The following is a 14,537-nucleotide window of genomic DNA, read 5'->3' on the forward strand; positions in this document are numbered from 1 at the left end:
ATTTTTCATAATATTATATATTATAATCATTAGCAGGAAATTTATCCATAAGTTAACACAACTCCTTCGAACCTACTAAGGATGATTCTTCAAGAAATAGTTTAGAAATTATTAGCCTAAGTGAATACTTGTAATGTCATATAACAACATAAGGATTAAAAGCTAAATTTTGGTGTATATATTTATATATAGATCATCAGAAAGAAGGGATAACGATGAAAAATATTGGTGCTTTTTTCGATGTAGATGGTACCCTCTATAGAGATTCTTTAATGGTGGAACATTTTAAAAGATTGATTCGATATGAAATTATTGATCCTTCTATTTGGCATAACATGGCAAAAAAGACCTTTCATGATTGGGATAAACGACAGGGAAATTATGAAGATTATCTTCTGGAGGTAGCAGAAATCTATTTAAAGTCTATGAAGGGACAAAATAGACATCACATAGAGTTTATAACAAATCAGGTTATTAATACAAAAGGTGATCGAGTATACTGCTTTACAAGGGATCGAATTGTATGGCATAAGCAACAGGGACATAAAGTGATTTTTATTTCCGGTAGCCCTGACTATTTGGTGGAGAAGATGGCGGAAAAGTATGATATCACCGATTATAGAGGAACAAGATATGAAGTAGATGAAAACCATCACTTTACAGGAGAAATCATACAAATGTGGGATTCTGATAATAAGCAAGATGCTATTATGGAATTTGTCGATAAATATGATATTGACTTAAAGAAAAGTTACTCCTATGGAGATACAAATGGAGATTTTTCTATGTTAAAACTGGTGGGAAATCCTACTGCCATTAATCCAGCTAAAGAATTATTAATGCGAGTTAAGGAAGATAAAGAATTAAAAGAAAAGATTACAGTAATTATCGAGAGAAAAGATGTTATTTATAAATTAAGTGCAGATGTAGAGCTATTGTAGGTAAAAGAAAAGCCGTAATAGGAAAACTGTTTTCCTACTACGGCTTTATAGGTTATTTAATCAGCCAACGTAAAAGATGTATCTAACAATTCTATTTCGCTACCTATACCAGAGGTAGTATAAACCGTTTTATCCTTTGTCACCAAGATTCCCTCCACATCAGGAAGAGTTTCTAAAGTTTCAAGTCCTTTTTCTAGTCCCATGATAAAAACAGCAGTAGACCATACGTCACCTTCTATAGCACTATTAGATATAATGGTGACACTGGTTAGTTCATTATCAGTGGGATAGCCAGTTTTAGGGTCAAGAATATGATGATAACGTTGATTGGTTTCCTCATCGATAAAATATCTTTGATAGTCGCCAGAGCTCACGATAGAACGATTAGCTAGTTCGATTTTAATAATAACATTCGTTGAACCTACCTCTGGGTTTTGTACCCCCATTTTCCAAAGACTGCCATCAGGCTTTGGACCAAGTACATAAATATCTCCACCTAGATTTACAAAGCCACTTTCGATACCTGCTTCTCGTAGAGTTTTTGCAGCTTCATCTACAGCATAGCCCTTAGCAATGCCTCCCAAATCTACCCTCATATCAGCGTCTTTAACAAAAACCTCTCCATTTTTGATTTCCAACTGTTGTAAATCGATGTGGGACTTTGCTGCTTGAATTTCTTCCTCTGAAGGAGGACGAGTAGTAGGATTAGCAGTAGATTCTATGCTGATGCCCCATAAATCAATTAACCTTCCCAAGCCGATATTAAAAGCCCCTTCAGTTACCTCATAATATGCAAGACCCTCTTGGATCACCTTTAATGTTTCTTCAGAAACTTCAACAGGCTGAAGACCTGCACTTCTATTGATAAGATCTACATCGCTGTCTTGGATAGCAACACTCATCATATTTTCTATTTCATGAATACGCTGATAAGCTTTTGTCAAAGCCTCATTGCCTTCTTTGGTGGAAGTACTATAGGCATGAATTTGACCAAAAGTACCTAATACAAATTGTTGTTCCCTTACTAGCTGGGGTGTCTGATCTTTACAGGAAGTGAGGAACAAAGACAAAAGTAGTAATACTACCAACAATTTAAACCTAGATACAGAAAGTTTATTGATAATAAACACCTCCTTATGGTATCAATATATTATAACAATTGAAATTTTAAAAGTAAAGGTACTATAGATGAGTAAAGCTTTAATTGAACAAGCAAGAAAAAAGAATAATCGTTATTATTTAATAACAAATATTTACAAATAATTTTTACAAAATAATATTGCAAATCGTTTTCGTTTGTTATATAATTAACTCATAAGATAAATCAAAATAACAATTATGCTACATAAATAAAAAAGGAGGAGATTTTATGAAAAAAATTGCAATATTTCTTTTAGCTATGTTAATGATAGTAAGTTTAATTGGATGTTCAACCCAGACAGCTGCAGATCCAGATCCAGTTGATGAACCAGCAGTGAACGAGGGAACAACAAATACGTATAATGATGGTACTTATGAGGCATATGACGATGCTGCTGCAAAAAGCTTTCATAAAGTAGTTGTTACAATAAAAGATGATAAAATTGTAGATTTAGAATTAATTGGTTTTAGAAACACAGGAGATGTAAAGGATGCAGATTATGCATACGCACCTTTCCACGAGGCACAGTCAACTTTAACAGAAGCATTTTTAGCGGCTAATGGAACTGAAGGTGCTGAAGTTATTACTGGTGCAACTGGTTCTTCAGAAGGCTGGGCAATTGCATTAGATAGAGCCTTAGAAAAAGCTCTAGTAGAACCTGCCAGCGATGCAGCTTACTTCAATGGTACTTTCCAAGGTGTTACTGAATTAGGTGAAAGAGGACGTAAAATGGCTCGTGTAACTATTGAAAACGATAAAATTGTTGATGTAGTACTAGAAGAAACAAGATTTGTAGATGATGCAGAAGTGTTAAAAGATGAAGAATATGATTATGCACCATTCCATGGGGCTGTAGAAGAAATGCCAGCTAGATTTATAGAAGCAAATGGCACTGATGTTGAAACCTTTACAGGAGCTACAAGCTCAAGTACTGGATGGATTGAAGCAATTGAAGATGCTTTAGCAAAGGCTGCAAGATAATAATTTAAATCAAACTTCCTATCTCATGCTGAGATAGGAAGTTTTTTCATACAAATTATTAGCTTATAAATGTGTGATTATTTAAAGTAGTCCTTCGAATATACAAAGGATTTATGCCCGGTTCTAAGATGGTTTTTCACTTCTACAAGAAGGTCAAAGCCATGTTTTCTATAGACATTTCTTCCAGCCAGATTTTCTTGATCAATAACAATAAAGGCTCTTCTTAGGGGATGATCTATTTTTTTATAATAACTTTCAATATCTTCTACACAGCATTTCAGCATCATACTGCCATAACCTTTTCCACGATTGTGCTCACTGTGTATAAACATCTGAAAAATTTCCACTAGGCCTGAGGAAATGCCTTCTTTTATTGACCATGTAATGGCGCCGATAGTATCCTCCTCATTATAAAACATTAAACTTCTATGGACTTCAATACAAGCTACTGCATACTTTTCTGCCAACTCTTGAACACTACCATAGTGTTTTAAATAGTTATCTATAAAATATTGTTGATCGTCTTTAGAAGCGAGGCGATACTTCATTATACATCTTCCTTCCAACTGATTTCCTTATCTTAAATTGCTAATTTTAAAAAAATTTTATAGTATCTATTACAACATAAATTCACTAATATTGTCAACTTCATAACGAAACTACGTATTATAGAGTAAGGAGGTATGCAGTATGAGAATAGCCAGTAGATATTTAAGGTTACTAGATCCTTATATGGTAGGCCCAGATGTTATGCATGTACAGGAAAGACTAATTACACTAGGATTTTATGAAGGAGAGGCAGATGGTGTTTATAATGAGGAGGTTTTTGAAGCTGTTAGAGCTTTTCAAACTGACTATGGACTAAACCCTGATGGCATCGTAGGACCGGATACATGGAATGCAATAGGGTTAGATCCTGCGGTGCAGTTTCCAGTACCGCCTGAAGGGTATAGAATAGAGGTGGATTTGGAAAGAAAAATACTAACGCTGAAACAGTTCACCGAAACTATTAGTACTTATCCAGTAGCTGTTGGAAGGCCTTCAACGCCTACACCTACAGGGGATTGGCAGATTATCCAAAAAACTAGAAACCCTGGAGGTCCATTTGGGACGAGGTGGATGCGTATTAACGTTCCTTGGGGTGGATATGGTATCCATGGTACAGATACACCAGAATCCATAGGTACCGCTGCTAGTCGTGGATGTATAAGGATGTTCAACGAAGATGTTAATGAACTCTATGATATTGTCCCTTTAGGTACACCGGTAAGAATAACAGGAGAAGTGTTTTCTGGAAGGAAATTAGAAATTGGTGTGGAACCAGGTCCTGATATATTTGAAGTCAAGGCTGTATTAACAGAGTTAGGCTACTATACAGGAGAGGTAGATGGTATCTACGATGAGGAAATTGTAGAGGCAGTGAGAAGTTTTCAAAGAGATTTTAATATTATAGCAGATGGCATTGTAGGGGTAGACACCTATAATCAACTTCAGTTGGCTAGAGACCAGTATTTGGATGACAGGGAGCCTTAATTAGAATGTGAGTTTGTACATTGGAAGTATGTCTGTAAAACGTAAGGATCACCTAAAATTAAGTATTAGGTGATCCTTTTTTGATAACCAATAGGAAATTATAAATTTTATAAGTTACAGATAAGTTATAATTTCTGTTATTAGTTTTAACAAAGCTATCTTTATAAGTCTTCCAAAGGAAAACTTTATTCTAAAAATTTTATAGAAACTACCATAAAAATATTGACAGAATATTGTATACTGAATAGAAAAAGATGTATAATGAGAAACTAAGAGGTATTTCTAGCAGGTGACAACTCAAGTTAATGATAAAAATTTGATATTAAATAGATTGCGTAGGAGGTAAAATTTTGGAAAAGGCATACTTAAGAAAAATATTGAAAGAAAAAATTTTAGTGTTTGATGGGGCTATGGGGACAATGCTACAGAAGATGGGTTTAAAAACCAGTGAATGTCCTGAAATATATAATCTAGAGAATAAGGAAGTTATTAAGGCTATACATAAACAATATATAGAGGCTGGGTGTAATATCATTCAAACCAATACCTTTGGAGGTAACAGAGCAAAGCTTTCTCAGTATGGTTTTGAGGACAAAGTAGAAGAAATTAACAGACAAGCTGTTGCTATTGCTAAAGAAGTGACGGGAGAAGGAAATTTTGTAGCAGGAGACATTGGTCCCATAGGAAAGTTACTGCATCCATTAGGAGAATTAACCTTTCAAGAAGCATATCAAATATTCTTTCAACAAGCCAAGGTTTTAGTGGAGGCGGGGGCAGATTTAATACATATAGAAACGATGTCGGATATAAAAGAAGCTAAGGCAGCTGTTATGGCGGTAAAGGATGTAGCAGATATACCTATTATTTGCTCTATGACATTTCAAGAAAATATGAGGACTTTAACAGGTTCTGATCCTAAAACAGTTGCCACGATTTTAGAGGCTTTAGGTGTAGATGTTATAGGCGTTAACTGCGGCTTTGGACCAGATATGATGATAGGCATAGTCAAAGAAATGTATGAGGTAAGTGATTGTCTGCTTATTGTTCAACCTAACGCAGGCTTACCTAAGCTTGTAGAAGGAGAATCTGTTTATGACTTATCTCCTGAAAAAATGGCTAGTTATGTAGAAAATTTAGTATTGTCAGGGGCGAATATTATTGGAGGCTGTTGTGGAACGACGCCACAGCATTTAAAACTTATGGTGGACGCAGCAGCCTCCGTCAAGCCCTTAGAAAAGAAAAAAATCTCTTTTTCTAAGGTAGCCAGCAGAACAAAAACGCTTCTTATAGGAGAAGATTATCCTATTGCTGTTTTGGGGGGATATATCAATCCTACGGGAAAAAAACAGCTGATGAAAGCCATCAAAGAAGGCAATATATCTGTTTTGTGTGATGAAGCAGTAAAGCAGACAGATGCAGGGGCTCATATTATAGATGTTAATCTTGGATTGAGTGCAGAAGAAGAAAGAAGTCTAATAACAAAAACAATTACATCTATACAACGGGTGACCCATCAACCTCTTTCTATAGATACAGTAAACTATGATGCTATGGAAGAGGGGCTAAAGGTTTATGATGGAAAGCCTTTGCTTAACTCTACCAGTGGAGAAGATGGCGCTTTAGACAGAGTGATAAATATGGCTAAAAAATATGGTGCTGCAATTGTAGGCTTAACATTGGAGGGTAAGGGAATTCCAGAAAAAGCTGAAGATAGATTTAAAATTGCTGAGAAAATTGTAACAAAAGCTGTGGATAGGGGAATAAGAAAAGAAGATATCTTCATTGATACTTTAGTATTGACAGCAGGGGCACAACAGTCTTTAGCACTAGAATGTTTAAAGGCCATAAAACTTGTTAAGAGGGAGTTGGGAGTAAAGACCTTACTGGGGGTTGAAAACATCTCCCATGGGTTACCCAATAGAAATGACTTAAATGATACGTTTTTGGCTATGGCCTTAGAGGCAGGACTAGATATCCCGATTCTTAACCCTTATCATTCAAGCAATTGGCGTATTATTAAAAGTGCGGATGTTTTGATGGAAAGAGATAAAAATGCCCAGTTTTTTATTCAGTGGTCTGATAGTAAAGGTATGGAAGATTTACCACTGATAGAATCTGTTAAAGATGAAAAGGTGGATGCAGTAACACAGCTTACAGAAATTATTTTAGAGGGTGATGGGGAAGCTGTTATTCCTCAGGTAGAATTACTTTTGAAAAATGGTGCTACACCAGAGGAAGTAATAAGTCGTTGTGTTACTCCAGCATTGGAAAAGGCGGGAGAAAATTATGAAAAACAGGTTTATTTTTTGCCGCAGTTATTAATGGCAGCGGAGGCAGCTCAAAAGGTTTTTCAGCATCTAAAACCTTTATTGCAGCAAGAGAAGGTTAATCATATAGGTACTTTTGTGATTGCTACTGTAAAGGGAGACATTCATGATATAGGTAAAAATATTGTATCTATTATGCTTCAAAACCATGGATATCGTGTCATAGATTTAGGAAAAGATGTTGATGCGGAGGTCATTGTAGAAACTGCCATAAGAGAGAAGGCAGATATTATAGGATTAAGTGCTTTGATGACCACCACTATGCAGGAGATGAAGAAAGTGATGGAGATACTAAAGGAGAAAACTTTGACTATACCTGTAATGGTTGGAGGAGCAGTCGTAACAGAACATTATGCAGAAACGATTGGTGCTCATTATGCAGAAGATGCTATTCAGGCTATACGCTTAGCAAAAAAACTTCATTAAGATAGTTGTTAGACTTTGATAACACTGTAAACAAGCCAAGCCTTGTCCCTTAGTATACTTGACCTTTTGATATAACTAAAAAAATTCCACAAGTCCAATAAGATGATTATAAGCGTTAACCTAAGCTAGGATTTGTCATACTGAGGGGAACAAAAAAGTTCCTCGTTATTCCAAGATCCTTCGCTAGGCTCAGGATGACAGTTCGACAGAAATTTGGAAACAACTGTATTAAGCTGATGCTTATGATAAGATGATAAAAATAGCGTACTCTATTTATAGAGTGCGCTATTTTTATATATAGATATCCAAGTTAGAAACTTTAATTATACCTATAAATTTTTACAGGTCAATCCATTGAAATTTCTATAAATAATTAAATGTATAACTTAAGCTGTTAGGTTGGATATTTATAGATAACCAAGTTACGAACTTAAATTATACCTAAAAATTTGCACAAATAAATTTATTAGAGTTACTATAAATAATTAAATGGATAACTTAAACTATTAGGTTGGATATTTATAGATAAACAATTTTATACCTTAACAAAATGCGGCCTCCTGCGGGTTTAGAAATGAACGAGATTAACAATTCACTTCAGTGAAAAATCTTATTGCCCATTAGAAGGAGAGTTAGGTATATAGATATATTTGTAAAATAACGGAAGGATTTTCCTAAGATTAGATTGAATATATAGTAAAGAAGCATGTAGGAAATGAAGAAACATAAAAATATGCTGATATAATGCTGATATAATAAGGACCCTAAAAACATTCTTTTTCTATGTGAAACATCCTCTTTTAAGAAAGCGAGGTACTGGCAATGAATAGTAGATTATGGGGTGATTTTGTAAGAAAAGGTATCTTATCCTTGGAGATTGAGGAAGAAATCTCTAAAAGTTGGAAAGCTTCAAAAGTTTGTAATGTTTCATGTGAAGCACCCTATGAAGAACAGGAAATGAGTAGTTCCGCACTGGAAAAACTGCTTCATCTGCATAGATATAAGTTAGCAACTATAAAAAAGCATCTTGATAGACTTAACAAAGGCTTCAAGGAAAACACACACAAGACAAACTATGGAGTGTTATTACTCAGCAAGCAAGGATATTTACTTCATTCTATAAATACTTTTTCTGAAGAAGAAGAGACATTATTAGGGTTGAAAATAGGTACGAATTGGGGAATAGATGTGAAGGGTACTACAGCCATAGGACTTGCATTGACTGACAATAAGGCTGTGGTTGTGAATAACTGTCAGCACTATCAAGAAAGGTACCACCCTTATATCACAGAGGCTATACCTATACAAAATTCACAGAGAGAATTGCTTTATATATTAGGCATGGTAAGTTCTTCCTGTGAACATAGCAAATTACTAAGCACATTAGGAAACATTACGGCAAAATCTATAGAAAATGAAATCATTGCTATGAAATATAAAGATGAGATAAAAGAGCTGAAGGAAAAAAGTATTAAACAAAATAAGCTATACGAAACCCAGACAAACTTATTGAACTATATATTAAACCATACAAAAGAAATGATTTTTATTATGAATGAAAAAGGCAAGTATGTCTTACTAAATAAAGCTTCATGGAAATTTATGAAGGAAAATCAGGTATACAGTTTAGAAGATATTTATAAAAAGTTGCAGGTATGCGATTTAGAGGGAAAAAGAAAAACAAGTAAAGAAGATCCAACTTTATCGGTATTTACAGAAAATCCTATCTATAGATGTAGGGCCATGATAAAAAAACTTCAGGGGGAGGAAAGATATTATAATATTCATTCAATTCCCTACTGTGATCATCACGATAGAAGGCTGGCGATTGCAATCATTGAAGATGTTACTGACTATATTGAATTGCAGGAAATGAAGAATAGCTTTGAGCATAAGGCAGAACAACTGGAGACGGTTATCAATACGATTTCTGACGGTATAGCCATTTTAAGTCCTGAGGGTGATTATATTATGATGAATCCTGCATGCCTTAAAATGCTTCCTTGTTTAGAGATGGAGCAGCAGGACCACTGTAATATTCATGATGAAGCAGCCAAAGAAAAATCATGTAGTGTTATAGATAAAAAATCCTTCGAAATTCTCCCTTGCCTAAAGGCAAAAGGGCAGAATCATCGCAAAAAATTTGGTGAAGTAGTAGAAGAAAAGATATGCAATATTTGTACCATAGATAAAAATGGTAGTGCTATCGAAGTGGAAGACTATCCACTGGTGGAAGTACTAGCGGGAAAAAAGATAAAAAACCAAACCTTTGTTATCAATAAGAATAACAAGATGACTTATATCCGATTAAGTGGAAGTCCTGTGTTTGATGCAGCAGGTAAATTATCTTATGCTGTGATAGGTATAAATGATATTACCAAGACAACAAAACAGGAAATCAAAATAAAACAACAAAAAGAATTTATGAATAGTGTAATGGATAGTATTTCTATTCCTATAGCAGTTGTAAGCTATCCCAGTGGGGTGTATGAATATTTAAATAGTAAGCAATTAGAAATCTTTTCTGAAGTTATAGGAAAAATGCTAACCTACAAACAAGTAATAGGAAAAACTACTTATGAGATTTTGCCTCCTGAGTATTTGCACTGTATAGAGGAGCAAAAAGAAACAGATGTAGTAGCGACAGAGAAGATGGTTTCGGTTCAACTTGCTAAAGGAGGTACACGGCACTATCAGGTAGTGTGTACCACCCTCTCTAACAAGGTAGATGAAAAAAAGCAAATCGTAGTGGTGGGAATGGATGTGACACCTCAGGTAAAACTACAGGAGGAAACAGAACTATTAACAAAATCCAAGGAGGATTATTTTGCAACTATTTCTCATGAGCTACGTTCTCCCATTGCTATTATACACTCTGCTGTGCAGATGTTCAAAAGTGAACATTATGCAAAACAGTTCAATGATGGGACAAGGAAACTTATTTCAAGAGTAGAAAAAAATACCTACAGGCTACTAAGATTGGTTAATAACTTTTTAGATATTACCAGAGCGGAAGCAGGATTTATGAAACTAAATCTTACTAACACCAATATAGTAACCTATACGGACTTTATAGTAGAATCAATCTTGCCTATTGGAGAAAAAAAGGGTATTAAAATTGACTTTTTATATGATTGTAATACAAAGACAATCTCCTTAGATATTGAAAAATATGAACGAATTTTATTGAACTTGCTGTCCAATGCCTTTAAATTTACAGAAGAAAATGGCAGGATTCAAGTATATATTAAGGAAGAAGAAAAATATATGAAGGTAGGAGTAAAGGATACGGGCATAGGCATACCACAAGAGGAAATCGATAAAATCTTCGATCGTTTTTATATTTCAGAGAATATCAATAAAAGGGAGAATGGGGGAACTGGTATTGGTCTTTCTCTAGTAAAAAAGCTTATGGAGTTTATGGGAGGAAAGGTAGAAGTACATAGTAAAGAAGGTGCTGGCAGTGAATTTATACTGCTTTTTCCAAAGCATATAGAGGAGGAAAATTTAAGTAATGAAAAAGAAATTCAATTAACAGAAAGTGCTTATCTAGAGTTAGAAAATATCCCTTAAAATATAAAACGATATTCCACAATTTCATGGTAAGACAAAGGAAGAGGGTCTGGTGCTCCTCTTCCTTTGTCAAGATATTGCTTATATATTAGATATATTAGGGATCGATTTTGGTTGGAAGTCTGCATAGCTTTCGATACCATGTTCTTCAATATCTAAGCCTTTTAATTCCTCGTCTGCTGGTACGCGAAGACCTATTGTGCTCTTTATAACTTTAAATAGGATAAAGGTAGTTGAACAGGTCCATAAAGCTACTGCTGCTACGCCAGTTAATTGGACTAATAACAAACTGACACCGCCTCCATAAAATAAACCACCTTCTACAGCAAACAATCCTACAGCAATGGTTCCGATAGAACCACAAATCCCATGAACCCCTACGGCTCCAACGGGGTCGTCAATTTTTAATACTTTATCTACAAATTCAACCCCATAAACAATTGCTATACCGGCAATAATACCGATGGCAACGGCTCCCATAGGACTAACAACATCAGTACCTGCTGTAATTCCTACCAATCCTGCTAAAGAACCATTGAGGGTCATACTAACATCAGGTTTACCATAGCGAACCCAAGTAATCATCATAGCTACGACTGTAGATGCAGCAGCAGCTAAGTTTGTTGTAATAAAAATATGAGATATACCATTATAGTCCATACCAGATAAAGTAGAACCAGGATTAAAGCCAAACCATCCTAACCATAGAATGAAGACACCTAAGGCTCCTAGGGTTAAACTATGACCTGGAATAGCCTGTGGTTTACCTTGGCTGTTATATTTCCCAATACGAGGTCCAATCACCCAAGCTCCTACTAAAGCAGACCATCCACCAACAGAGTGAACAACAGTAGAACCCGCAAAGTCCATAAAACCTAATTCACTTAACCAGCCGCCACCCCAAATCCAATGACCTACTACAGGATAAACAATCAAGCTTATAAAGAAACTATAAACTAAATAAGAGCTAAATTTTGTTCTTTCTGCCATTGCTCCTGACACAATAGTTGCAGCAGTAGCACAAAAAACTGTTTGAAAAATCAGAAAAGCTTCTTTAGGGATAGTCAATTCCAAGTGAGCTATACTCATATTGGAAAAGAGACTAAGGTTTCCAATAAAACCACCGTTACTTAAACCAAACATAATACTAAAACCAATACACCAATAAACTAGAGAACCTATACAAAAGTCCATGAGGTTTTTCATGATAATATTTCCTGCATTTTTTGCTCTTGTAAAACCAGTTTCCACCATAGCAAAACCAGCTTGCATAAAAAATACTAAGGCAGAAGCAACTAATACCCATATGGTATCTATAGCAAAGATAAATTCATTGTTCATATCTAATCAACTCCTTTGTCGTAATCATTTCAATTAAAATAGTATTTCATAATTTATAATGCCTCTTCAGCCTCTTCGCCTGTTCGAATACGTATTACCTTATCAACAGGTATAACAAAAATCTTGCCATCTCCAATGCCGCCAGTACTACAAATCTTCTTTGCTGAATCAATCACTGAATCTGCCAACTCTTCACTAGCAACAACTTCAACCTTTACTTTAGGTAATAAGTCCACACTATATTCTGTGCCTCGATAATATTCTGTTTTCCCTTTTTGTAGACCAAAGCCCAGCACCTGTGTTACCGTCATGCCTGAAATCCCGATGTCATTCAAAGCTTTTTTTAATTCTTCAAACTTGCTTTGACGTGTAATGATTTCGATTTTTACTATTTTACTCATTTACTTCACCTCCCAATAAATTGTAGCAATAAAAAAACGCCCGCTACAAAAGGAATAAATTTTACTACCTTTGTAGAGGACGCCCTTGCCCATAAAAAATATTTGTTTGTTATAATACATTATACAATATATTCTAAAAATAGCAATACCTTTTTTAAAACTTTTCAGAATTTTTTAAAAAATAACTAATTACCAAGCATGATACTGATATCCAAAAGTTCCTTCTGTAGTTCCAATAGCTTGTTTTTCAATTGATCATAGTCTTTCTTTAATACATCATCGTCTATAAAGCGATTTGTTTTTGAAACTAAACTTTCAAATTGGTCATATACCAGTTGAAGCTCTTTCTTTATATTTTCTCTTCTCTGAATAGGTTCTAATATCTCGCCGGAATGGGCCTTTAGTACATCATTTTCTATTTGAAAGCTATAACCCATGTTAGGAATGATGGTAGAAATGCCATACTTGTTTTTTATCTTTTGTGCCAGTGTAGTAGAAGCCTCTTCTTCTCCATGCACTAAGAAGATCTTTTGGGGCTTTTTCTTAAAACCGCCAAGCCAATTTAGTAAGTCGGATTGATCCCCGTGTCCAGAAAATCCTTCTATACTATGAATTTCTGCCAAGACAGCTATTTCTTCTCCAAATAGTTTTACTTTTTTTACCCCATCCTGGAGAATTCTCCCCAATGTACCGGCAGCTTGATACCCAACAAAGATAACGCTATTTTTCGCTTTCCATAGGTTATGTTTTAGATGGTGTCGTACTCTACCAGCAGTGCACATACCACTGGCGGAGATAATTACTTTAGGATAGTTAGCATCATTTAGCCTCATAGATTCATTATGATCCCGTACAAAATAAAGATTATCAAACTCTAGGGGATTATCACCGCTTAGTATCAACTTTTTTGCTTCTTCATCAAAACAGTAGGCATTCCTCTTAAAAATCTCTGTAGCAGAGACCGCCATAGGGCTATCGAGATAAATAGGTGCTCTGAGAAAGGTTTCTAAATCCTCTGTATATTCATAGTACTTATTTAACTCATAAATTAGCTCCTGCGTTCTTCCGACAGCAAAGGAGGGGATAATTACTGTACCTCCTCGTAGTATAGTAGCATTAATGACTTCCATCAGTTTTTCCATGCGTTGCTCTATGTTTTCATGGAGACGGTTGCCGTAGGTAGATTCTAAAATAAGATAATCCGCACTTTCTATTAAATCAGGGTCACGAATTAAAGGCTTGTTTTTCATACCAATGTCTCCAGAAAAAACAATTTTGACAGTGTCATCCTTTTCAGTAATCCATAATTCTATAATGGAGGAACCCAATATATGACCTGCATCTTGAAAGCGTATTGAAATACTATCGTTGAGGGTAATCTTTTGATGATAAAGGGCTGCTTCAAAGTACCTTAAACTATTCGTAGCCTCCTGGGCTGTATACAAGGGCTGTACAAGAGGTTTCCCAGCTCGTTTTGCTTTTCTGTTTTCCCATTCTGCATCAGATTCTTGAATATGACCACTATCTACCAGCATGATTTCTGCCAAGTCTTTTGTGGCTTTAGTGCAAATGATTTTTCCACGGAATCCTTCTTTTACTAACTTTGGTATCCTACCGCTATGATCGATATGGGCATGGCTCAAAAGAAGATAATCGATTTCAGCAGGGTTAAACTGAAAATCTTGAAAGTTTAAGGATTCTAGATCTTTGGTCCCTTGAAACAAACCACAGTCCAGCAAAATCTTATACTTTCCTGCAGAAATTAAAATATTGGAACCAGTAACCACTTTGGCAGCACCTAAAAATTGTATTTGCATAAGTATCTTCCTCCATTTATAATGTTTGGTTTTTAAAATATATACCCAGTTATATC

General features: G+C 35.2%; 10 protein-coding genes. 5 read left to right on the forward strand and 5 right to left on the reverse strand.

The window, feature by feature from the left end; translation table 11 throughout:
- The first annotated feature begins 215 nt into the window (after positions 1-215).
- Positions 216-941, forward strand: a complete 726-nt coding sequence (locus tag CACET_RS03090; protein ID WP_044823021.1) for an HAD family hydrolase — start codon at positions 216-218, stop codon at positions 939-941.
- Positions 942-997: 56 nt separating this feature from the next.
- Here the strand turns inward: CACET_RS03090 and CACET_RS03095 are convergent, their stop codons facing one another.
- Positions 998-2,032: an FAD:protein FMN transferase gene (locus tag CACET_RS03095; RefSeq protein WP_242849926.1), complete on the reverse strand. Its 1,035-nt coding sequence runs from the start codon at positions 2,030-2,032 to the stop codon at positions 998-1,000.
- 278 nt (positions 2,033-2,310) lie between these two features.
- On the opposite strand from CACET_RS03095, the gene CACET_RS03100 reads away from it, so the two are divergent.
- Complete coding sequence (locus CACET_RS03100) at positions 2,311-3,063, forward strand: FMN-binding protein (RefSeq protein ID WP_044823020.1); 753 nt, start codon at positions 2,311-2,313, stop codon at positions 3,061-3,063.
- A gap of 77 nt (positions 3,064-3,140) precedes the next feature.
- On the opposite strand, the gene CACET_RS03105 is transcribed toward CACET_RS03100, so the two are convergent.
- On the reverse strand, positions 3,141-3,611 hold the full coding sequence (locus CACET_RS03105) for a GNAT family N-acetyltransferase (protein WP_044823019.1): 471 nt from the start codon (positions 3,609-3,611) through the stop codon (positions 3,141-3,143).
- A gap of 142 nt (positions 3,612-3,753) precedes the next feature.
- Between CACET_RS03105 and CACET_RS03110 the strand changes: the two genes are divergently transcribed.
- The 3 genes from CACET_RS03110 (at position 3,754) to CACET_RS03120 (ending at position 10,922) form a co-directional block, all read left to right on the forward strand.
- Positions 3,754-4,596 (forward strand): L,D-transpeptidase family protein, encoded by an 843-nt coding sequence (locus CACET_RS03110; RefSeq protein WP_044823018.1) that lies wholly within the window; start codon positions 3,754-3,756, stop codon positions 4,594-4,596.
- Between the two features lie 350 nt (positions 4,597-4,946).
- Positions 4,947-7,349: a homocysteine S-methyltransferase family protein gene (locus CACET_RS03115; protein ID WP_082058067.1), complete on the forward strand. Its 2,403-nt coding sequence runs from the start codon at positions 4,947-4,949 to the stop codon at positions 7,347-7,349.
- 822 nt (positions 7,350-8,171) lie between these two features.
- The gene (locus CACET_RS03120; RefSeq protein WP_044823017.1) at positions 8,172-10,922 is read left to right on the forward strand and encodes an ATP-binding protein; all 2,751 of its coding nucleotides are present in this window, start codon (positions 8,172-8,174) and stop codon (positions 10,920-10,922) included.
- Between the two features lie 81 nt (positions 10,923-11,003).
- On the opposite strand, the gene CACET_RS03125 is transcribed toward CACET_RS03120, so the two are convergent.
- The 3 genes from CACET_RS03125 to CACET_RS03135 form a co-directional block, all read right to left on the reverse strand.
- A complete protein-coding gene (locus tag CACET_RS03125) occupies positions 11,004-12,263 on the reverse strand; it encodes an ammonium transporter (protein ID WP_044823016.1) in 1,260 nt (419 codons plus the stop codon).
- A gap of 53 nt (positions 12,264-12,316) precedes the next feature.
- Positions 12,317-12,664, reverse strand: a complete 348-nt coding sequence (locus tag CACET_RS03130; protein ID WP_044823015.1) for a P-II family nitrogen regulator — start codon at positions 12,662-12,664, stop codon at positions 12,317-12,319.
- Positions 12,665-12,849: 185 nt separating this feature from the next.
- On the reverse strand, positions 12,850-14,481 hold the full coding sequence (locus tag CACET_RS03135) for an MBL fold metallo-hydrolase RNA specificity domain-containing protein (protein ID WP_044823014.1): 1,632 nt from the start codon (positions 14,479-14,481) through the stop codon (positions 12,850-12,852).
- Between the last annotated feature and the right edge of the window lie 56 nt (positions 14,482-14,537).

The sequence above is a fragment of the Clostridium aceticum genome (assembly GCF_001042715.1).
GTDB lineage: Bacteria > Bacillota > Clostridia > Peptostreptococcales > Natronincolaceae > Andreesenella > Andreesenella acetica.